The following is an 18281-nucleotide window of genomic DNA, read 5'->3' on the forward strand; positions in this document are numbered from 1 at the left end:
GCCTCTCTCGGGCACGCAAGGACGAAAGCTACCAACCCCGGGGCGATTGACAATTGGTCCTTGCACACCACATCCTGCCCCGCCATATGCAGCCGAACCGACCCGGTTAACCGCATGTAGAAAGGTATTTGTTTATGCCAGTCGTCGTCGTCGAATCCCCGGCCAAAGCCAAAACCATCAACAAATACCTGGGGTCCGACTATACCGTTCTGGCATCTTACGGCCATGTGCGCGACCTGCCAGCCAAGAACGGCTCGGTCGATCCCGACAACGCGTTCGAGATGACGTGGGAGGTCGGTGCGGACTCGCGCAAACATGTGGCGGCGATTGCCGAAGCGCTCAAGACCGACGACGCGCTGATCCTCGCAACCGACCCTGACCGAGAGGGCGAGGCGATCTCGTGGCACCTGAAGGAAGCGCTGACAAAACGCCGCTCGATCAAGAAGTCGACCGACGTCAAGCGCGTGACCTTCAACGCCATCACCAAGGCCGCCGTCACCGAGGCGATGGCCAATCCGCGCGATATCGACGTGCCGCTGGTGGATGCCTATCTGGCCCGACGCGCGCTGGATTATCTGGTTGGGTTCAACCTCTCGCCGGTGCTCTGGCGCAAACTTCCCGGCGCGCGATCAGCAGGCCGGGTACAATCGGTCTGCCTGCGCCTGATCGTCGACCGCGAGATGGAGATCGAGGCGTTCAAGGCGCGCGAATACTGGTCGGTCAAGGCGGTGCTCGCCACGCCGCGCGGCCAGGAATACGAGGCGCGACTGACGGTTCTGGCGGGCAAGAAACTCGATCGCTACGATCTGGAAAACGAAACACAGGCCGAATTGGCGGTGCAGGCGGTCACGTCGCGCGATCTTACCGTCAAATCGGTCGAGGCCAAGCCCGCCGCGCGCAATCCGTCCGCGCCCTTCATGACATCGACCCTGCAACAGGAAGCGAGCCGCAAGTTCGGCATGGGCGCGCGCCAGGCGATGAACGCGGCGCAACGGCTTTATGAGGCCGGGCACATCACCTACATGCGGACCGACGGCATCGACATGGCCCCCGAGGCGGTGAGTGAAGTGCGCGACGCGATCAAGGATCGCTATGGCGCAGATTACGTGCCGTCCAACCCGCGCATCTACAAGAACAAGGCCAAGAACGCGCAGGAAGCGCACGAATGTATCCGTCCGACCGACATGTCGAAAGACGCCGCGTCGCTGAAGCTGTCGGAGCCTGACCAGCGCAAGCTGTACGATCTGATCTGGAAGCGCACATTGGCGTGCCAGATGGAATCCGCGCGTATGGAACGCACCACCGTCGATGTGGGCAGCGATGACGGCCAGGTCGTGATGCGGGCGACAGGGCAGGTGGTGTTGTTCGACGGATTTCTGCGCGTCTATGAAGAGGGGCGCGACGACACCGTGGTCGATGACGACGACAAGCGCCTGCCGCAGATCTCCGAAGGCGAAAAAGCCGACAAGCGCTCCATCACCCCCGACCAGCACTTCACCCAACCGCCGCCGCGCTACACCGAGGCGACGCTGGTCAAGCGGATGGAAGAGCTGGGCATCGGCCGCCCCTCGACCTATGCCAGCATCATCACCACCATTCAGGACCGCGAATATGTCCGCAAGGAACAAAACCGCCTGATCCCCGAGGACAAAGGCCGGATCGTCACCATCTTCCTGCTCAATTTCTTCAAGCGTTACGTGGAATACGATTTTACCGCCGCGCTTGAGGCGGAACTGGATGACGTCAGCGCCGGTGAAAAGGACTACAAGGAACTGCTGGCGCGGTTCTGGCGCGACTTTTCGGCGGCGATTTCGGAAACCTCGGAATTGCGCATCGCCGAGGTGCTTGACGTGCTGGACGACGCGCTGGCGCCGCAGCTCTATCCGCCGCGCGAAGATGGCAGCGATCCACGCACCTGCCCGCTTTGCGGCGAGGGGCAGTTGCACCTCAAGACGTCGCGCACCGGCGGCTTTGTCGGCTGCGGTCGCTATCCCGAATGCCGCTACACGCGCCCCATCGGCGGCGATGCCGCCGAAACCGGCGATCGGATACTGGGCGAGGATGATGGCGACGAGATTTCCCTGCGCTCTGGCCGCTTTGGCCCCTATGTCCAGCGGGGCGAGGCGACCGAGGAAAACAAGAAACCCAAACGTGCCAGCCTGCCGAAGGGCTGGCAGGCCGACGAGATGACGCTGGAAAAGGCGCTGACCCTGCTCAGCCTGCCGCGTATCATCGGCACCCATCCCGAGGGTGGTGAGATCAAGTCGAATTTCGGCCGTTTCGGCCCCTATATCATGCACCAGCTGCCCGACGAGGCAAAGCCCGTCTACGCGAATGTCAAAGACCCGGCCGACGTCTTCGAGGTCGGCATGAACCGCGCGGTCGAGATCCTGGCGGAAAAACGCGCCAACCCCGGGCGGGGGCGCGGTGCCGCGGCCAAACCGCTGAAAGAGCTTGGGGAACATCCCGAAAGCGGCGGCATGATTGCGGTCATGGAGGGGCGGTACGGGCCTTACGTCAAATGGGAAAAGGTGAACGCGACCTTGCCCAAAGACACCGAGCCGGACGCCGTCACGATGGATATGGCCGTGGCGCTGATCGCGGAAAAAGCGGCCAAATCGGGCGGCAAGAAGAAAGCGGCAGCCAAGAAGCCGGCAGCCAAGAAAGCCACGACCAAGAAGGCACCGGCGAAAAAGACATCGGCGAAAAAGGCACCGGCGAAAAAAGCCCCGGCCAAGAAAGCCGCAACAAAGGACGCCTGACAGTCACGCGCAAAGGCAAGACACATAAACTCAATGGAATGTGATTGGCCTTCGCGACGAGGCCTATGCGAAGACTTGCCAAAATCAACATCAAGGCAGGAGCAGTCATGTCACACACGCCATTCACCCGACGTACCCTTCTCAGCGGCGCCGCCGCTGCTCTGATCGTTCCGGCAACCGTGCGCGCCGACCCGTTCAACCGCCGCAATATCTCGTCCTTCGAGCAGCAGAACTGGAACGACCATTTCAGCGAACTGGGCGCCGGCGCAATCGTCTGCGACACGATCTCGAAGGCGCTGCATTACTGGAGCGCCGATGGTTCCGATTATCGCGTATACCCGACATCCGTGCCCAAAACCGACGAGCTGACCAAGCGCGGCTACACCAAGATCGTGCGCAAGAAGGTTGGTCCCTCATGGACGCCGACCGCCAGCCAGATGGAGCGGTTCCCCGATTGGAAACCCGTCGAAGGCGGCGCGCCCGACAACCCGTTGGGCACGCACGCGCTTTATTTCGACTGGCCCGCCTACCTCATTCACGGCACCCATGACACCCGCAAGATCGGGCGCAAATCGTCGGATGGCTGCATCGGGCTGTTCAACGAGAAGGTCGAGGAACTCTATGCGCTGGCTCCTGTCGGAACGCAGGTTCGCCTGATTTAAACCCACTATTTCCATCTTTACGGAAGGCCGCGGAAACCCCTGCGTTTCCGCGGCCTTTGCGTGTTCGCCCGCGCGGCCTTGCCGCCGTTGACTTACCCTTGGTGACAGGCCAAAACGCTCTCAAGTTGCACATGAGGGGAAGTCACGATGAAGAAGGTCTATGGATCGGCGGCAGAGGCGCTGGACGGCGTATTGTCGGACGGGATGCTGATCGCTGCCGGCGGGTTCGGTTTGTGCGGAATCCCGGAACTTTTGCTGGAAGCGATCCGCGAGAGCGGTGTGAAGGATCTGACCTTCGCGTCCAACAACGCAGGCGTCGACGATTTCGGCATCGGCATCCTGCTGCAAACCAAGCAGGTCAAGAAGATGATGTCGTCCTATGTGGGCGAAAACGCCGAATTCATGCGGCAATATCTGTCCGGCGAACTGGAGCTGGAATTCAATCCTCAAGGCACGCTGGCCGAGCGGATGCGCGCCGGTGGCTGCGGCATTCCCGGCTTTTACACCAAGACGGGCGTCGGAACGGTCATTGCCGAAGGCAAGGAAAGCAAGATGTTCAACGGCGAGGAATATATCCTCGAAGAGGGCATCTTTGCCGATCTCTCCATCGTGAAGGCGTGGAAGGCCGATGACACCGGCAACCTGATCTTCCGCAAGACAGCGCGCAACTTCAACCCGCCTGCGGCCATGTGCGGCAAGATTTGTGTTGCCGAAGTGGAAGAGATCGTGCCGCGCGGATCGCTTGATCCCGACAGCATCCACCTGCCGGGCATCTATGTGCATCGCATCGTGCAGGGCGAACACGAAAAGCGTATCGAACAGCGCACGACGCGCAAACGGGAGGAAGCATAATGCCTTGGGATCGCAACCAGATGGCCGAGCGGGCCGCACAGGAACTTGAAGACGGCTGGTATGTGAACCTTGGCATCGGCATCCCGACGCTGGTGGCCAACTATGTCGGCGACAAGGACATCACCCTGCAATCGGAAAACGGCATGCTGGGCATGGGCCCGTTCCCCTATGAGGGCGAGGAAGACCCTGACCTGATCAATGCCGGCAAGCAGACGATCACCGAACTGAGCCGCACGTCCTATTTCGACAGCGCCACCAGCTTTGGCATGATCCGCGGCGGCAAGATCGCGGCGGCCATCCTTGGCGCGATGGAGGTGGCGGAAAACGGCGATCTGGCGAACTGGATGATCCCCGGCAAGCTCGTCAAGGGCATGGGCGGCGCGATGGATCTCGTGGCTGGCGTCAAGAAGGTGGTGGTGGTGATGGACCACACCAACAAGCATGGCGAGAGCAAGCTGCTCAAGGAATGCACCCTGCCGCTGACGGGCACCGGCGTGGTCGACCGGATCATCACCAATCTGGGCGTGCTCGACGTGGTCGAAGGCGGTTTGAAGATCGTCGAAACTGCGGATGGCGTGACCGAGGATGACATCCGCGCCGCGACCGAAGCGACAATCGTCTGATGAGCGGGCGGCCGGGTTTTCGAAAATCCGGCCGCCCTTTGCCAAACTGCTGCTAGTCGCCATCAAAGGCGCATAGCGCGTGCACCTCCATCCCCATCGCCTCCAGCCGCGCTCGGCCGCCCAGATCGGGCAGGTCGATGATGAACGCGCAACCGATGGTTTCCCCGCCCAACCGCTCGATCAGTTTCAGCCCTGCCTCTGCCGTGCCGCCAGTGGCCAGAAGATCGTCCACCAGCAGGATCTTCTCACCGGCCTGAATGGCATCGTCATGCATCTCGACGACCGCCTCGCCATATTCCAGTTGATATTCTTCGGAAATCACCGCGCCGGGCAATTTGCCCTTCTTGCGGATCGGCACGAACCCTGCCGAAAGCTGGTGCGCGATCGCCCCGCCAAGAATGAACCCGCGCGCCTCAAGCCCGACAACCTTGTCAAACCGCACGCCCGCATAGGGGTGCAGCAACTGGTCGATCGCCATGCGAAACCCGCGCGCATCCGCGAAAAGGGTCGTCACGTCGCGAAACATGATCCCGTCATGCGGGAAATCGACGATCGTGCGGATATAGTCGCGAACGGTTTTGGTTGGCCTGGTCATAAGTCTCTCAGGTTGCGCGCCGGGCCATCGCGGTCAGCGCGCCCATTGCAATAAGGGTGGCTCCGCCCGCACGGGTCAGCCAGCGCAACACGCTCGCCCGCCCGATCCAGTGGCGCAGCCGGTCAGCGGCAAGCGCATAGGCGACCGCGTTCAATGCGGCAAGGCCGACGAACGTGGCGATGAGAATCGCGAATTGCGGCAGCAGCGGCGCGGCGGGGCTCAGAAATTGCGGTACAAAGGCGATGAAGAACGCCAGCGATTTAGGATTGAGCGCCGTCACCAGCGCCGCATGGCCGAACACGCCGCGTGCCTTTGGCGCTGCCGGGATGGCGGGCAGACCCGAGGACGGTGCCGACCGGATCAGCTTGAGCCCCAGCCAGACCAGATACACCGCGCCGACCCATTTCAGCACCGTGAACAGCGCGGCGGACGCCATCACCAGCGCCCCCAACCCCGCCAAAGACAGGCTCATCGCGATGAAATCCCCCAGCGCCACCCCACTCGCCGAAGCCAGCGCCACCCGGCGCCCCTGGCTCATCGCATAGGACAGGACCAGCAGCACCGTCGGGCCCGGGATGAGCAGAAGGGCGGTCGAAGCAGCCACAAAGGTGAGCCAGAGATCGAATGTCATGACGTTTGCCTGTGTTGAATGCTCGCTCCAGAAAACACACGCGCCGCCACGGCGTCCAGCCTTTTGCGCGCGCGCGCGGCGCATGAGTTGTGGTTTGCACGCAACTCATGTTAATCAGCCGGCCTGCGCAATGGTCTTTTGGCGCGGAACCGATTAAACGAGCCGCTTCACATCCGTCCTGCCGAGAGAGTCTATGCCCAAAGGTTTGCTGGCATCCTTTGCCAATCGTCTTGCCATTCCCGACCTGTCCCTGATGCCGAAGGAGAAACTCACTCCGTCGCGCATCCGCATCGAATTGCTGTCTGGCCTGACGGTTGCGCTGGCGCTGGTCCCCGAAGCGGTGGCGTTTGCCTTTGTCGCCGGTGTGCATCCGTTGGTCGGTCTTTACGCCGCGTTTATCGTCGGGTTGATCACGGCACTGATCGGCGGGCGCCCCGGCATGATCTCGGGCGCGACGGGCGCGTTGGCGGTGGTCATGGTGTCGCTGGTGGCCGAACATGGCGTGGAATACCTGTTTGCCACCGTGGTTCTGATGGGCATCTTGCAATTGATCGCGGGCGCGATGAGATGGGGCAAGTTCATTCGCCTCGTGCCGCATCCGGTGATGCTTGGCTTTGTCAACGGCCTCGCCATCGTGATCTTTCTTGCGCAATTGGGCCAGTTCAAGGTGCCCGGTTCCGCCGAGGCTTCCGGGCACGGCATGGGCGGTGGAGAATGGCTGACGGGGATGCCGCTTTATCTGATGCTGGGTCTGACGGTGCTGACCATGGCGATCATCTGGGTCATGCCGCGCATCAGTCGCGTCGTGCCGGCCCCGCTGGTGGGCATCGGCGTCGTGGCGGCTCTGGTGATCGGCTTTAACCTCGACGTGCCACGCGTCGGTGACCTGGCCTCGATCCAGGGTGGCTTGCCGACATTCCACATACCGATGGTGCCGCTCAATTGGGAAACCTTCGAGATCATCCTGCCCTATGCGGTGATCCTTGCGGCCATCGGCCTGATCGAATCGCTGCTGACGCTGAACCTCGTCGGTGAAATCACCGGCGAGCGTGGCGGTGCGTCACAGGAATGTATCGCGCAGGGCATCGCCAACACCGTGACCGGCTTTTTCGCCGGCATGGGCGGCTGTGCGATGATCGGCCAATCGATGATCAACGTCAAATCCGGTGGCCGCACGCGGGTCGCGGGCATCGCGGCTGCGCTGTTCCTGCTGATCTTCATCCTGTTCGCCGCGCCGATGATCGAGCTGATCCCGCTCGCGGCCCTTGTCGGTGTGATGTTCATGGTGGTGATCGGAACCTTCGCCTGGAACTCGCTGACCATCCTGCGCAAGGTGCCACTGACGGATGCGTTCGTCATCCTACTGGTGACGGTGGTGACGGTGCTCGAAGACCTCGCCGTCGCGGTCGTCGTCGGCGTGATTGTCTCGGCGCTCGCCTATGCGTGGAACAACGCCCGCCGCATCCACGCCATCACCCGCGACAGCCGCACCGCCGAAGGCGCCAAGGTCTACGAGATTCAAGGCCCGCTGTTCTTTGGCTCCTCGGACGGGTTCATCGAGTTGTTCGACGTCGAAACCGACCCCGATCTGGTGATCGCCGATTTCGCCCAAAGCCGGGTGGTCGACCAATCCGCCCTGCAGGCGATCGAAGCCGTTGCAGGCAAATACGATGCCGCTGGAAAACAGCTGCAACTGCGCCACCTCAGCCGCGATTGCCACAGGTTGCTCTCCAAGGCCGGCCATCTGGTGGTCGATAGCGACGACGACCCCGATTACGCGCTGGCGGTGGATTATGGGGTGAGAACGGGGATTTTGGGGGATCATTAAAGGCCGGGAGCGTTTTCGGAAACGCTGACGATACGGGGCCGGTTACTCTACTTTTATTCGGCGCGGTGACTCTCGATCCGATCTAAATCCACCAGAAGGGTTTGAGCGTATGGGTCGAGCGCACCGCCGCTTGAAACCATGACTGTGCGTAGACGTTCCAGTGATTTCAGGGTATCTGTTGAAAGGTAGGAGCGTATAGCCAGGTACGATGGTTTGGTGATTATGAAGTTACGGAAATTGTTTTCCTTGTCATCTTGATAATATTCAGCGACCGCTTGGCGGCAGTCATCAACAAGGGCAAAAAGTCGATCCTCTGGTTCGGGCTTGTGGAATAGTCTTCGGTACGCGCCGACAGCAAGCCAATGTAGCCAGACGCCACATGCCACGCCCACAATGTAAGCAGCCAGAGCAAACGCCCAAGGTCGTGTCAGCGCTTCAATTACCGATGGATACCCGACCGCAAGTATCCGGTCCCAACCCGGACCAGCAGCCAGCACCTCTATGTTTAGAGAGACCACCAAAAGAATTGGTGCTGCGATGATGGTGATAATTGCACGCAACTTAAATGGCATTTTCTGACCATGCCGTTCGCGCTTTGCGATGTGAAGTCATTTTAATCTGTAACTTACAATGGGCCGATGGCTGCACCTAGTACGTTTGCCCTTTAAGGCCGCTGGCAGAGCTTACGAAAGCCCACGGCTTACCCCTGCTTCGGCAAAAACGCCTCAACCGCCGCCGTCGCGACAACCAGCACCGATCTGCTGTCCGGGTTCACCACGTTCAACCCACCCTCGACCGCACGCACCTCGGCGCGTCCGCGGGGCAGGCCCTTGACCAGTGCGGCGCAATCCACCTTGTCCGGCTCCGCCACACCCACCGTCACCTGCACCCGCATCGCGTCATGCGACAGCCCGGTGGCCTCGAACAGCGGAATGGAGGAGTGTCGTATCGCATCCTCGATGGCGCGGGCGGCGGCCTTGGTGTAATCCATGCCGTACTGGTCGTTGCCCATCCCCATCTCGATGATGAAGCGCTGCTCGCTCATGTTGCGTCCTCCAGATCGAGCGCCACCGAGATGGCGACATTGGCGATGACCGTCGGTTTGCCGCCATCGCCGCGCGGCACGTCGAGCCCACCCTTGCGCGCGATCACCTGCACTTGACCATAGGGAAAGAGCTTGGCGATCTCAGCCGGATCGAGCGCCTCGGGAGTCTGCACGCCGACCTCAACGGTGATCTGCATGTCGGATTTGTCCTTGCCGTACAGTTCGGCCAGGTTGATCGAATTGTGCCAAAGCGCATCGCGCACCGCGCGCGAGGCGGCTTCGGTGTAATCCTGTCGGCGCAGCGAGCTGCCCATGCCGAATTCGGTCAAAAGACGTTTCAAAGCCATGCCGCAGATCCTTCGTTAACGTTTCAGAAAGGTCCGACCCGGACCTATTGTTTCGCATGCGAAACATTGGGGCGCGTGTGCTGACCTATTCTTCACCGGGCCGCTTCAGGCTGAACGTCTCGCGCACCGCTGTATAGTCGCGATATCCCAATCGGGCCAGCGGGCTGAAGCTCAACACATCGAAGATGCCGTCCTTCAGGCAGTCATCGCGGATATGTATGCCGGTGACTTCACCGAAGACCGCGAAATTCGCAGCGCCGGGCAGGGTAAGAATCTGCGTCAGCTTGCATTCCAGCGTTGCGGGCGCGTTGGCCACACGCGCGCAGGCAATGGTGTCACAGGCCGCCTTGTCGATTCCGGCGCGGCTGAATTCGTCAACCTCCTTGTCCCACGGGCCGGACGACAGGTTCATGACGTCGCGCATGGCGACTTCGACGATGTTCACGGCGAACACACCTGTCTCGCGAATATGCGCCACGCTGTCCTTGGTGTCGCCGCGATCCTCCTTGGCGGAGGTGGACGAAAACATCACCTGCGGCGGCACGTAGGCCACGGCGTTGAAAAACGAATACGGCGCGAGGTTGTCGTGCCCGTCCGCACCGCGCGTCGAGATCCAGCCGATGGGTCGCGGCGCGACAATGGCGCTGAACGGATTATGCGGCAATCCGTGGCCGTCTTCGGGGCGGTAGAACATTGCTTTCGCTTCCGTGTTTGCCGATCATTCGGCAGCGTGATAGGCGGTTTCGCAGCGGAATGCACGGGGGTGTGCACGCGCGATAACGAAGAGCTCTGCCATGTTCACCCTGAGCCCGGAAACCCAAGACGACTGGTGGGAGGTCGAAGCGCTATACGACCTGTGCTTTGCGCCCGGTCGCGAGGCGCTGTCATCCTACCGGTTGCGTGACGGCGTGCCGCCGGTGGCTGCCCTGTCGCGGATCGCGCGCGACGATCAAGGCATTCTGGGCGGCGCAATCCGGTACTGGCCCGTGCGTGTCGGTGCGCTGCGCAGCTTGTTGTTGGGACCGGTGGCGGTACACCCGACGGCGCAGGGCGAGGGTCTGGGCGGTGCGCTGATCCGCGACAGCATCGAACAGGCGCGCAGCGACGGCTGGGAACGGGTGCTGCTGGTGGGTGACGAGCCGTACTACCAGCGTTTTGGATTTCGACGGTTGGAGGGCGTTCTCATGCCGCCCCCGACGAACCCGGCACGGGTGTTGGGGCTGGGGTTGCACCCAGGCGCATGGGATGCGGTGCGAGGGGCTGTTGCACGAGAGACTTGACCCGTACGGCTCAAGACCCAATCTGTACGGTATGACTGGAACCGACATCGTCCCGACGGACACCCAAATCGCAATCGCCGAACTTGCCCGCCGCCACAAGGCCGCGGGCGGTGTCGGCCTGCAAGTTCTCAACATGCTGGGCGGCCACGCGGAGAACCTTCTCGAACGCTTGCCCAACCCGGTCAAGATCAGGCTGGAAGCGACCACGGAACGCGCGTTGCGGGTGGCCTTGCTGGCGGCACGACAATCGCGCCGCGCGGTGAAGGACCAGAAGGGGTGGCTCAACACCGCCGTGCTCACCGCCATGGGCGCGGCGGGCGGTGCCGGTGGTTTGCCGACAGCTTTGGCCGAGCTTCCGGTCACGACGACCGTCTTGCTGCGCGCCATTCAGGGGATCGCGGCGGAATACGGCTTTGATCCGAACGATCCAGACGTTCTTGCCGATTGCCTGACCGTGTTCGCCAGTGCCGGTCCGCTTGAGCATGACGACGGTGCGAACATGGCGTTCCTGAGCGCCCGCGTGTCGCTGACCGGCACGACCGTGCAGGGCATCCTCAAATCGGTGGCTCCGAAGCTTGCGACGGTGTTGGGGCAGAAACTGGCGGCGCAAACCGTGCCCATTCTCGGGGCTGCGGCGGGGGCGGCGACGAATTACGCTTATACCAGCTATTATCAGGAAATGGCGCATGTGCATTTCGGGCTGCGTCGGTTGGCGATCGAGTCCGGATCGCCGGAAACGCTGCTGGTTCAGGAATTGAAACGGGCGCTTGGCAGGCTTTAGGAGTGGCGAGGTGCCCCCTGCTTTTCTTTCCCGGCTCTAACCATTTATTAACGTTAATGGATCAGATTGCAGGAGGTCTCGGCAAAAACCGATGCCAGAGCGGACGGGGCGGGGTGGACCATTTATGATCCGGCACGGACCATGACGTTACTGTCCGCCCACCAAACACCAATTGTGCGCCGACACGTGATGAACTCGCGATGAAATAGGGCCAGAACGGCCCGGTCGCGCCACTTGATGACAGCGCTTTTCTGCCGGATCAATTCAGAAGGATTGGTCCGGCAGGGGGCGTGTTTGCCAAGGCGCTCACGAGAGATTGCGCAAATAGTCCATCACCACCGGGCGCACATTGGCCTCGCCACGGTCACGGGCGTCGTGGATCGCGGCGCGCACATCGACAAGATTGCAGCGCCGCAGGAGGTGCTTGACAGGGCCAACCGAGGCCGGGCGCATCGAGAGCGAGCGCAAACCGATCGCCGCGAGACACAACGCCTCGACCGGACGGCCCGCGTCTTCGCCGCAAAACGACAGCGGCGTATTGGTCAGCGCACAACGATCAATGATGTTTTCCAGAAACGTCAGGTAGCTGACGTTCAGAGTGTCGTAGCGGCGGCGCACCAGTTCGTTTTCGCGATCAGCGGCAAAGAAGAACTGCTTGAGATCATTGCCGCCAATCGACAGGAACTCGACTTCCTCGAAAAACCGCTTGCTGGCAAAGGCCAGGGACGGCGTTTCCAGCATCGCACCGATTTCCAGGGTGGCGGGCAGGTTGTGGCCCAGAATACGTTCGCGGGCCAGCGCCTTGCCCATCTCGGCGCGCGCCTTATCGTACTCTTCGTATTGCGCGATGAAGGGGAACATGACCGTCAGCGGACGGCCGTTCGCGGCGCGCAAAAGCGCCTGCAACTGCATCCGGAGCACGCCCGGCTTATCAAGACCGACGCGGATCGCGCGCCAGCCAAGCGCCGGGTTGGGCTCGTCCTGCGGGGTCATGTAGGGCAGCACCTTATCCGACCCGATGTCGAGCGTTCGAAACACCACGCGACGGCCGTGGGCGGCGTCCATCACGCGGGCATAGATGGCCGCGAGTTCGGTGCGTTTGGGCATCTGGTTGCGCACCAGAAACTGCAATTCGGTGCGAAACAGCCCCACACCCGAGGCACCGGAACTTTCGAGCGAGGGCAGATCGGCCATGAGTCCGGCGTTCATATCAAGGCGTATTTCGGTGCCGCACAGCGTGATTGCCGGCTTGTCGCGGATCGACGCGTAGCGCTCCTGCGCCTTTGCCTGCATCGCCATCTTGTCGCGGAAGGCTGTCACCACCGTGTCGTCGGGGCGCAGATGTACGACGCCCTGATCGCCGTCGACCATGATGTGATCGCCGTTCAAGGCTTCGTTCTGGATGCGCTTGGTGCCGATGACGAGCGGAATCGCCAGCGCGCGCGCGACGATGGCGGCATGGCTTCCCACCGCGCCTTCCTCGAGCACCACACCGCGCAGCTTGCGGCCGTATTCCAACAGGTCTGCCGGGCCGATATTGCGCGCCACAAGGATCGGGTCGTCCGGCAGGTCGGCACCGGTGCGCGTCCCTTGGCCGGTCAGGATGCGCAACAAGCGGTTGGACAGATCATCAAGGTCCTGAAGACGCTCGCGCAGGTAAACATCGGTGGCCTGGCTCATGCGGGCGCGCACGTCGGATTGTTCTTTTTCGACAGCGGCCTCGGCACTCAGTCCGCGGTCGATGTTTTCCTGCATCCGGCGCAGCCAGCCTTTGGAATTGGCGAACATCCGGTAAGCTTCGAGCACCTGCACCTGCTCGGTATCCATCACGGCACCGGCCAAGAGCTGATCGACGCTGATGCGCAGGTTTTCCACCGCCTCTATCAGGCGCGCGCGTTCGGTTTCGGGATCGTCGCCGACAAGGTTGGTCACAACGACGCGCGGTTCGTGGAGCCAGACATGACCCTCCGCGGCGCCTTCCTGTCCGGTCACGCCGCGCAGCAGAACCGGTTCCGTGTGGCGCGCGCGCAAGGCGGCACCCTCGCCGACAAACGCGCCAAGCTCTGTCATTTCGGCCAGCACCATCGCCACAACCTCAAGCGCATAAACCTCGTCGGCGCTGAATTCGCGCGCTTCCTTGGATTGCACCACGAGAACGCCAAGCTTTTCGCCCAGACGCTGGATCGGCACGCCGAGGAAGCTGGAGAACAGCTCTTCTCCGGTTTCCGGCATATAGCGAAATCCGCGCGTTGACGGGGCATCCGCCTCGTTGATGATCTTGCCCGTCCGAGCGACCCGTCCGACAAGACCTTCGCCCATCTTCATGCGCGTCTGGTGCACCGCTTCGGGCTTGAGCCCTTCGGTCGCGCACAGTTCAAGCGTGTCGTCGTCGCGGAACAGGTAGATCGAGCACACCTCCGTACCGATCGAATCGGCGGTCAGATGGGTGATCTTGTCGAGCCGCTCCTGACCCGCGGCCTTTTCGGCCATCGTGTCGCGCAGCCGCCCGAGGAGTTTTCGGCTTTCGCTTTCTGCGCGTTCGACCATATGTCGCCTTTCAGAGACCGTCCGGCGTGACGGTGTCCGTCACATCTCAGGCGGCTTTTTCCAGTTCAAACGCATCATGCAGCGCCTGCACCGCGAGTTCCATGTATTTCCGGTCGATCAGAACGGAAATCTTTATCTCGGAAGTTGTAATGACCTTGATGTTGATGCCCTCGTTAGAGAGCACCTGAAACATCTTTGCGGCAACGCCGGTATGGCTGCGCATGCCGATCCCGACGACAGACACCTTCGCAACGCCGGTGTCCGCGACCAGATCGTGAAAATTGACATCGCCCCGCGCCTTGGCGTCGGCCATCGCCTTTTCGGCGCGCTTGACCTGATCGACCGGGCACGAAAACGTCATGTCGGTGCGCCCGTCTTCCGAGATGTTCTGAACGATCATGTCGACGTTCACGCCCGCCTCGGACAGCGGCATGAAGATCGCCGCCGCAATGCCGGGGCGGTCGGCCACGGACATCAGCGTCATCTTGGTCTCATCGCGCGAATAGGCGACCCCTGCGACCACATTGCTTTCCATGATATCCTCCTCATCGCAGACAAGCGTGCCCGCATCGTCCGATTGTTCCTCGAAACTGCTGACAACCCGCAGTTTGACCTTGTAGCGCATTGCCAGTTCAACCGACCGGGTCTGCAACACTTTCGCGCCGAGAGACGCCAGTTCCAGCATTTCCTCGAAGGCGATTTTGTCAAGCTTGCGCGCCTTGTCGCAGATGCGCGGGTCGGTGGTATAGACACCGTCCACGTCGGTATAGATGTCGCAGCGCTCGGCCCCGAAGGCGGCGGCAAAGGCGACGGCGGTCGTGTCCGATCCACCACGCCCGAGCGTCGTGATGCGCCCCTCGGCGCTGATGCCCTGAAATCCGGCGACGATGGCGACCTTCATGCCCTCTTCGAATTTCTTGCGGATGTTGTCCGGCGGAATATCCTCGATCCGGGCGGCGGAATGGGCCGACGTGGTTTTCACCGGCACCTGCCATCCCTGCCAGCTGCGCGCAGGCACATCCATGTTCTGCAAGGTCAACGCCATCAACCCGGCGGTGACGTTTTCGCCGGATGACACGACGGCATCGTATTCGCGCGCATCGAACAGGGGAGCGGTCTCATTGACATACCCCACCAGCTTGTTCGTTTCGCCCGACATGGCCGACACGATGACGATCACGTCATAGCCTTTTGACACCTCGACGCCGACGCGCTTGGCGGCACGCTTGATCCGGTCAGGCGTGGCGACGGACGTGCCGCCGAATTTCATCACGAGAACGGGCATCATGGCCTCCCCGGTTCAGACTCGGCTGTCCTTTACGTCGGCGGTGGAAGCTGTGCAAGAGCGCTGCGGTCCGGGCGTTGGCAAGTGTGTCCGCGTGGTCTTTCAGTTGGTTTTGCGCGTCGGCGTGAAGGGCAGGGGCGCGACCGGCACGCCGTCCTCGACCAGCTTTCTGGCGTCTTCGGTCCTGGCTTCGCCCCAGATCGGCCGGTCGGGGGCATCGCCGGAATGAATGGCGCGCGCTTCTGACGCGAAGTTGGTGCCGACGTAATCGGAGTTCTTCTCGACATATTTGCGCAACTCCGACAGCGCGTGCTGCGCGGGGCTTTCGGGCTGTCGCAGTGTCGGCTTGGCAGGTTTCGCAAACGGCACGTCGGGCGTGCTGACGCGCGGAGCCATCATGGCCTTGCTGACATCGGTCGATCCACACACCGCACAGCCAACCATGCCCGCATCGCGCAGCTTGTCAAAGGCCGGACCGGACTGGAACCAGCTGTCAAACCGGTGGTCATTGGCGCATTTCAGGGTAAACTGGATCATGGGTTCGCTTTTTGTGGCCAATCTTGCCGTTGTTTCATCATATATAACGTAAGGGTGCGTGGGCAGACATCAAGGTTCAAGCGCTTGCATGACATCCAGCATCAGGGCCTCAAAGTCGGTGTCCTGACGCAACGCGACGCGGGCTTGATCGGCCAGCACTTGCTGCGTTTTGGCACTCGCAAGCGCGGTCAGAGCGTGCGCCAGGGCATTGGCCTCCCCAACGCATATCGCAGCATTCGCGTTTTCAAGGCGTTGATAGGCTGCGCGAAAATTGCCGATGTCCGGGCCGTGCAGGATCGCCGAGGCGAATGCGGCCGGTTCGTAAGGGGTATGCCCACCGCGATCGGTGAGCGACCCGGCGACGAAGGTGACACCCGACAGAGCGTACCACAGATGCATCTCGCCCAGGGTGTCGGCAAGATAGACCCGCGCCTGCGCCGGATCGTCTCGCGCGCTTCGGCGTGCACAGGTCAAGCCTCGGGCGCGGATCATGGCTGCGATCTCCGGTGCGCGCTTGGGATGGCGCGGCGCAAGGATCAGCTTGAGCGCGGGGCGCTGCTGGAGCGCCTTGAGATGTGCATCAAGTACAATTTCATCCTCCCCCGGATGCGTTGACGCGGCACACCATGTGTCGGGACGGTCGAAGTTACGCAAAAGGCGCGCGTCGGGCCTGTCGCCTGGGGGAGTATAGAGCGCCTTGAGATCGAACACCGGACCTTGTGCCGCCGGTTTGAGGCCAAGAGACGCGAAGCGGTCCAGGGATTGGTGGTCCTGAGCCGAAAGGTACGTGACTTTTTCGAGAACCGATTGTGCAAGCGCCCCGAACCGTTGCCATCCCCTTGCCGAACGTGCCGTCAGTCGCGCGCCCAGAACGATCACCGGACCGGGGGTTTCGCGCACGCGCATCGGCCAGAGGTCGGATTCGAACGTGATGTGCGCGGTGATGGTCCACCCCTGCACAACCCGCCGCGTCGGACCGCCCAGATCAACAGGGGCCAGCAGCGCCGATAGCCCGGCAATATCCCAGCGTTGAGCCAGTTCCAGCGCGCTGTCGGTATTGACGGTGACCAGCACACGCCGCCCGGTCCGAACCAGATGCTCGATCACCGGTCGTGCCGAGGTCAGTTCGCCGTTCGAAGCCGCGTGCAGCCAGATGTGGTCATGCGTCCCACGCGAGCGCACCCGCCCGAGCCGCGCACGGATCGCCGCCCAATCGCCGCGAAGGCCGCGCGACGTCAGTTCCTTCGCGGCAAACACCATCATCAAAAATCGGTACAACGGCACGGAGGGTCCAGTCAGGCGTTTGAGACGGCGCTATGCGGGGGCGCGCGTCTTGGAGATGAAATAATTGCCCGGCGGGATGGTCAGCGTGCCCTGAATATGACGTTCGAGGATTTTGAGAAGCACATGATTGTCGAACCGCTCTTCGGCCACCTTGCGCGCCTGCATCGACATCGCCAGCGGGTCGGGGACCGCGATGGCTTGCGAGATCGCGCGGGTGAACCCGGCTTCGTCATGTTCGTCGACCAGAAACCCGGTCTCACCTTCGTCGATCGCCTCGGGGATGCCCGCGTGACGGGTCGAGACAGTGATGCAGCCGCAGGCCATCGCTTCCTGTATGGCGGTCGGCAAGCCTTCGGTGTTGCCATCGCGGGCAGTGACGGAATGTTGCAGGAAGTACTGCGTGCTCATCAGCCGGTCGCGCACGGTATGGTGCGGCTGCGCGCCGTGAAAGCGCAGCTTTTTTGCCACGCCCAAGGTTTCGGCCAAGGCCCGGGCCGGTTCCAGCAACGGTCCGTCACCGATGAAGTCCAGCCGCGCGTCGGGCAGGTCTTGCGTGGCCTTGGCAAAGGCCCGGAGTGTCGTGAGCGGCGCTTTCTTCTCGACAAAGCGCCCGACGGCCAGAAAACTGAGCGGGACTTTCGCCTGCGGCGCAAAGCGGCGGATATCGACGCCGGAGGGAATAACGGTGCTGTTGGGGTGCGAAATGCCGTGCCGGTCGAGATTTTCGAGCAGAAACCGCGAGACCGAGAAAACACCGGCGAGACGCGGCATCATCTTGCGATAGGCACTGCGCATCCGTTCGGTGCGGATGGCCTTTGACGCATCGGTGCCGCGAAAATAGGTGAAGATCGGAATCTCAAGCCGGTTGGCAAGTGGCGCCAGTGCCAGCGCCTGCGTGCCGAATTCGGCCAGAACCACGTCGACCCGTTCATCTTTCAGAAACTTGACCAGCGCATCCTTCGCCTCGCCGAACGGCAGGCGCGACGTTCCGTGGCGCATCCGGTTGCGCAAAAGCCACCACGGAGCGACCATCATATCGCGGCTCGATAGCCCGTCGCGGCGCACGAAATACGGCTTGCCGTAAGGATTGTCGCCGCGAAACCTGCCGCACACCACAACCGTATTGCCACCGAACAGATGCTCGATGTGTCGATTGATGAACGTCTCGCCGCCCAAATGGTATTCGCCGGTCGCGATGGCTACGCGCATGAGGGATTGCCCG

General features: G+C 62.0%; 18 protein-coding genes. 7 read left to right on the forward strand and 11 right to left on the reverse strand.

Annotated features, from left to right (window positions below; all coding sequences use genetic code 11):
- The first annotated feature begins 134 nt into the window (after positions 1–134).
- From topA to ACGKZZ_RS06065, 4 genes are all read left to right on the forward strand, one after another.
- A complete protein-coding gene (gene topA / locus ACGKZZ_RS06050) occupies positions 135–2762 on the forward strand; it encodes a type I DNA topoisomerase (protein ID WP_411222585.1) in 2628 nt (875 codons plus the stop codon).
- Positions 2763–2869: 107 nt separating this feature from the next.
- Positions 2870–3424 (forward strand): L,D-transpeptidase, encoded by a 555-nt coding sequence (locus ACGKZZ_RS06055; RefSeq protein WP_411222586.1) that lies wholly within the window; start codon positions 2870–2872, stop codon positions 3422–3424.
- 147 nt (positions 3425–3571) lie between these two features.
- Positions 3572–4276 (forward strand): CoA transferase subunit A, encoded by a 705-nt coding sequence (locus tag ACGKZZ_RS06060; protein WP_411222587.1) that lies wholly within the window; start codon positions 3572–3574, stop codon positions 4274–4276.
- Positions 4276–4899 carry a 3-oxoacid CoA-transferase subunit B gene (locus ACGKZZ_RS06065; RefSeq protein WP_411222588.1) on the forward strand — a complete coding sequence of 208 codons (624 nt, stop codon included), beginning with the start codon at positions 4276–4278 and terminating at the stop codon, positions 4897–4899. The genes ACGKZZ_RS06060 and ACGKZZ_RS06065 overlap by 1 nt, the downstream gene beginning before the upstream one ends.
- Before the next feature lie 52 nt (positions 4900–4951).
- On the opposite strand, the gene ACGKZZ_RS06070 is transcribed toward ACGKZZ_RS06065, so the two are convergent.
- Both ACGKZZ_RS06070 and ACGKZZ_RS06075 read right to left on the reverse strand, forming a co-directional pair.
- Complete coding sequence (locus tag ACGKZZ_RS06070; protein WP_411222589.1) at positions 4952–5494, reverse strand: adenine phosphoribosyltransferase; 543 nt, start codon at positions 5492–5494, stop codon at positions 4952–4954.
- 7 nt (positions 5495–5501) lie between these two features.
- The gene (locus ACGKZZ_RS06075; protein WP_411222590.1) at positions 5502–6125 is read right to left on the reverse strand and encodes a LysE family translocator; all 624 of its coding nucleotides are present in this window, start codon (positions 6123–6125) and stop codon (positions 5502–5504) included.
- Between the two features lie 193 nt (positions 6126–6318).
- Between ACGKZZ_RS06075 and ACGKZZ_RS06080 the strand changes: the two genes are divergently transcribed.
- Positions 6319–7953: a SulP family inorganic anion transporter gene (locus tag ACGKZZ_RS06080; protein WP_411222591.1), complete on the forward strand. Its 1635-nt coding sequence runs from the start codon at positions 6319–6321 to the stop codon at positions 7951–7953.
- Between the two features lie 53 nt (positions 7954–8006).
- On the opposite strand, the gene ACGKZZ_RS06085 is transcribed toward ACGKZZ_RS06080, so the two are convergent.
- The 4 genes from ACGKZZ_RS06085 to ACGKZZ_RS06100 form a co-directional block, all read right to left on the reverse strand.
- On the reverse strand, positions 8007–8525 hold the full coding sequence (locus ACGKZZ_RS06085) for a hypothetical protein (RefSeq protein ID WP_411222592.1): 519 nt from the start codon (positions 8523–8525) through the stop codon (positions 8007–8009).
- Between the two features lie 128 nt (positions 8526–8653).
- Complete coding sequence (locus ACGKZZ_RS06090; RefSeq protein ID WP_411222593.1) at positions 8654–8998, reverse strand: Lin0512 family protein; 345 nt, start codon at positions 8996–8998, stop codon at positions 8654–8656.
- Positions 8995–9345 carry a Lin0512 family protein gene (locus tag ACGKZZ_RS06095; RefSeq protein WP_411222594.1) on the reverse strand — a complete coding sequence of 117 codons (351 nt, stop codon included), beginning with the start codon at positions 9343–9345 and terminating at the stop codon, positions 8995–8997. The genes ACGKZZ_RS06090 and ACGKZZ_RS06095 overlap by 4 nt, the downstream gene beginning before the upstream one ends.
- Positions 9346–9430: 85 nt before the next feature.
- Positions 9431–10039 carry a flavin reductase family protein gene (locus ACGKZZ_RS06100; protein WP_411222595.1) on the reverse strand — a complete coding sequence of 203 codons (609 nt, stop codon included), beginning with the start codon at positions 10037–10039 and terminating at the stop codon, positions 9431–9433.
- A gap of 100 nt (positions 10040–10139) precedes the next feature.
- Between ACGKZZ_RS06100 and ACGKZZ_RS06105 the strand changes: the two genes are divergently transcribed.
- Together ACGKZZ_RS06105 and ACGKZZ_RS06110 are read left to right on the forward strand one after the other, a co-directional pair.
- The gene (locus ACGKZZ_RS06105; RefSeq protein WP_411222596.1) at positions 10140–10625 is read left to right on the forward strand and encodes a GNAT family N-acetyltransferase; all 486 of its coding nucleotides are present in this window, start codon (positions 10140–10142) and stop codon (positions 10623–10625) included.
- Positions 10626–10656: 31 nt separating this feature from the next.
- Complete coding sequence (locus ACGKZZ_RS06110; RefSeq protein WP_411222597.1) at positions 10657–11406, forward strand: EcsC family protein; 750 nt, start codon at positions 10657–10659, stop codon at positions 11404–11406.
- Between the two features lie 306 nt (positions 11407–11712).
- On the opposite strand, the gene ptsP is transcribed toward ACGKZZ_RS06110, so the two are convergent.
- The 5 genes from ptsP to ACGKZZ_RS06135 form a co-directional block, all read right to left on the reverse strand.
- Positions 11713–13953: a phosphoenolpyruvate--protein phosphotransferase gene (gene ptsP, locus ACGKZZ_RS06115; RefSeq protein ID WP_411222598.1), complete on the reverse strand. Its 2241-nt coding sequence runs from the start codon at positions 13951–13953 to the stop codon at positions 11713–11715.
- A 46-nt stretch (positions 13954–13999) separates the two neighbouring features.
- Complete coding sequence (locus ACGKZZ_RS06120) at positions 14000–15238, reverse strand: aspartate kinase (protein WP_411222731.1); 1239 nt, start codon at positions 15236–15238, stop codon at positions 14000–14002.
- A 102-nt stretch (positions 15239–15340) separates the two neighbouring features.
- Positions 15341–15775 (reverse strand): DUF1178 family protein, encoded by a 435-nt coding sequence (locus ACGKZZ_RS06125; RefSeq protein ID WP_411222599.1) that lies wholly within the window; start codon positions 15773–15775, stop codon positions 15341–15343.
- Between the two features lie 69 nt (positions 15776–15844).
- Positions 15845–17038, reverse strand: coding sequence for a 3-deoxy-D-manno-octulosonic acid transferase (locus tag ACGKZZ_RS06130; protein WP_411222600.1), 1194 nt, complete (start codon positions 17036–17038; stop codon positions 15845–15847).
- Positions 17039–17089: 51 nt separating this feature from the next.
- Positions 17090–18268 carry a glycosyltransferase gene (locus ACGKZZ_RS06135; RefSeq protein ID WP_411222602.1) on the reverse strand — a complete coding sequence of 393 codons (1179 nt, stop codon included), beginning with the start codon at positions 18266–18268 and terminating at the stop codon, positions 17090–17092.
- Positions 18269–18281 lie beyond the last annotated feature (13 nt).

Origin of the sequence: Marivita sp. S2033, assembly GCF_046592965.1 — a bacterium.
In the GTDB taxonomy this organism is placed as follows: Bacteria; Pseudomonadota; Alphaproteobacteria; order Rhodobacterales; family Rhodobacteraceae; genus Marivita.

Bases quoted from the DNA above. Each gene is read 5' to 3' on its own strand.
- ACGKZZ_RS06085 (WP_411222592.1), bottom strand. From the start codon at position 8,525: ATGCCATTTAAGTTGCGTGCAATTATCACCATCATCGCAGCACCAATT.
- topA (WP_411222585.1), top strand. From the start codon at position 135: ATGCCAGTCGTCGTCGTCGAATCCCCGGCCAAAGCCAAAACCATCAAC.
- ACGKZZ_RS06065 (WP_411222588.1), top strand. From the start codon at position 4,276: ATGCCTTGGGATCGCAACCAGATGGCCGAGCGGGCCGCACAGGAACTT.
- ACGKZZ_RS06095 (WP_411222594.1), bottom strand. From the start codon at position 9,345: ATGGCTTTGAAACGTCTTTTGACCGAATTCGGCATGGGCAGCTCGCTG.
- ACGKZZ_RS06080 (WP_411222591.1), top strand. From the start codon at position 6,319: ATGCCCAAAGGTTTGCTGGCATCCTTTGCCAATCGTCTTGCCATTCCC.
- ACGKZZ_RS06125 (WP_411222599.1), bottom strand. From the start codon at position 15,775: ATGATCCAGTTTACCCTGAAATGCGCCAATGACCACCGGTTTGACAGC.
- ACGKZZ_RS06070 (WP_411222589.1), bottom strand. From the start codon at position 5,494: ATGACCAGGCCAACCAAAACCGTTCGCGACTATATCCGCACGATCGTC.
- ACGKZZ_RS06075 (WP_411222590.1), bottom strand. From the start codon at position 6,125: ATGACATTCGATCTCTGGCTCACCTTTGTGGCTGCTTCGACCGCCCTT.
- ACGKZZ_RS06135 (WP_411222602.1), bottom strand. From the start codon at position 18,268: ATGCGCGTAGCCATCGCGACCGGCGAATACCATTTGGGCGGCGAGACG.
- ACGKZZ_RS06105 (WP_411222596.1), top strand. From the start codon at position 10,140: ATGTTCACCCTGAGCCCGGAAACCCAAGACGACTGGTGGGAGGTCGAA.
- ACGKZZ_RS06090 (WP_411222593.1), bottom strand. From the start codon at position 8,998: ATGAGCGAGCAGCGCTTCATCATCGAGATGGGGATGGGCAACGACCAG.
- ACGKZZ_RS06120 (WP_411222731.1), bottom strand. From the start codon at position 15,238: ATGCCCGTTCTCGTGATGAAATTCGGCGGCACGTCCGTCGCCACGCCT.
- ACGKZZ_RS06060 (WP_411222587.1), top strand. From the start codon at position 3,572: ATGAAGAAGGTCTATGGATCGGCGGCAGAGGCGCTGGACGGCGTATTG.
- ptsP (WP_411222598.1), bottom strand. From the start codon at position 13,953: ATGGTCGAACGCGCAGAAAGCGAAAGCCGAAAACTCCTCGGGCGGCTG.
- ACGKZZ_RS06100 (WP_411222595.1), bottom strand. From the start codon at position 10,039: ATGTTCTACCGCCCCGAAGACGGCCACGGATTGCCGCATAATCCGTTC.
- ACGKZZ_RS06110 (WP_411222597.1), top strand. From the start codon at position 10,657: ATGACTGGAACCGACATCGTCCCGACGGACACCCAAATCGCAATCGCC.
- ACGKZZ_RS06055 (WP_411222586.1), top strand. From the start codon at position 2,870: ATGTCACACACGCCATTCACCCGACGTACCCTTCTCAGCGGCGCCGCC.
- ACGKZZ_RS06130 (WP_411222600.1), bottom strand. From the start codon at position 17,038: ATGATGGTGTTTGCCGCGAAGGAACTGACGTCGCGCGGCCTTCGCGGC.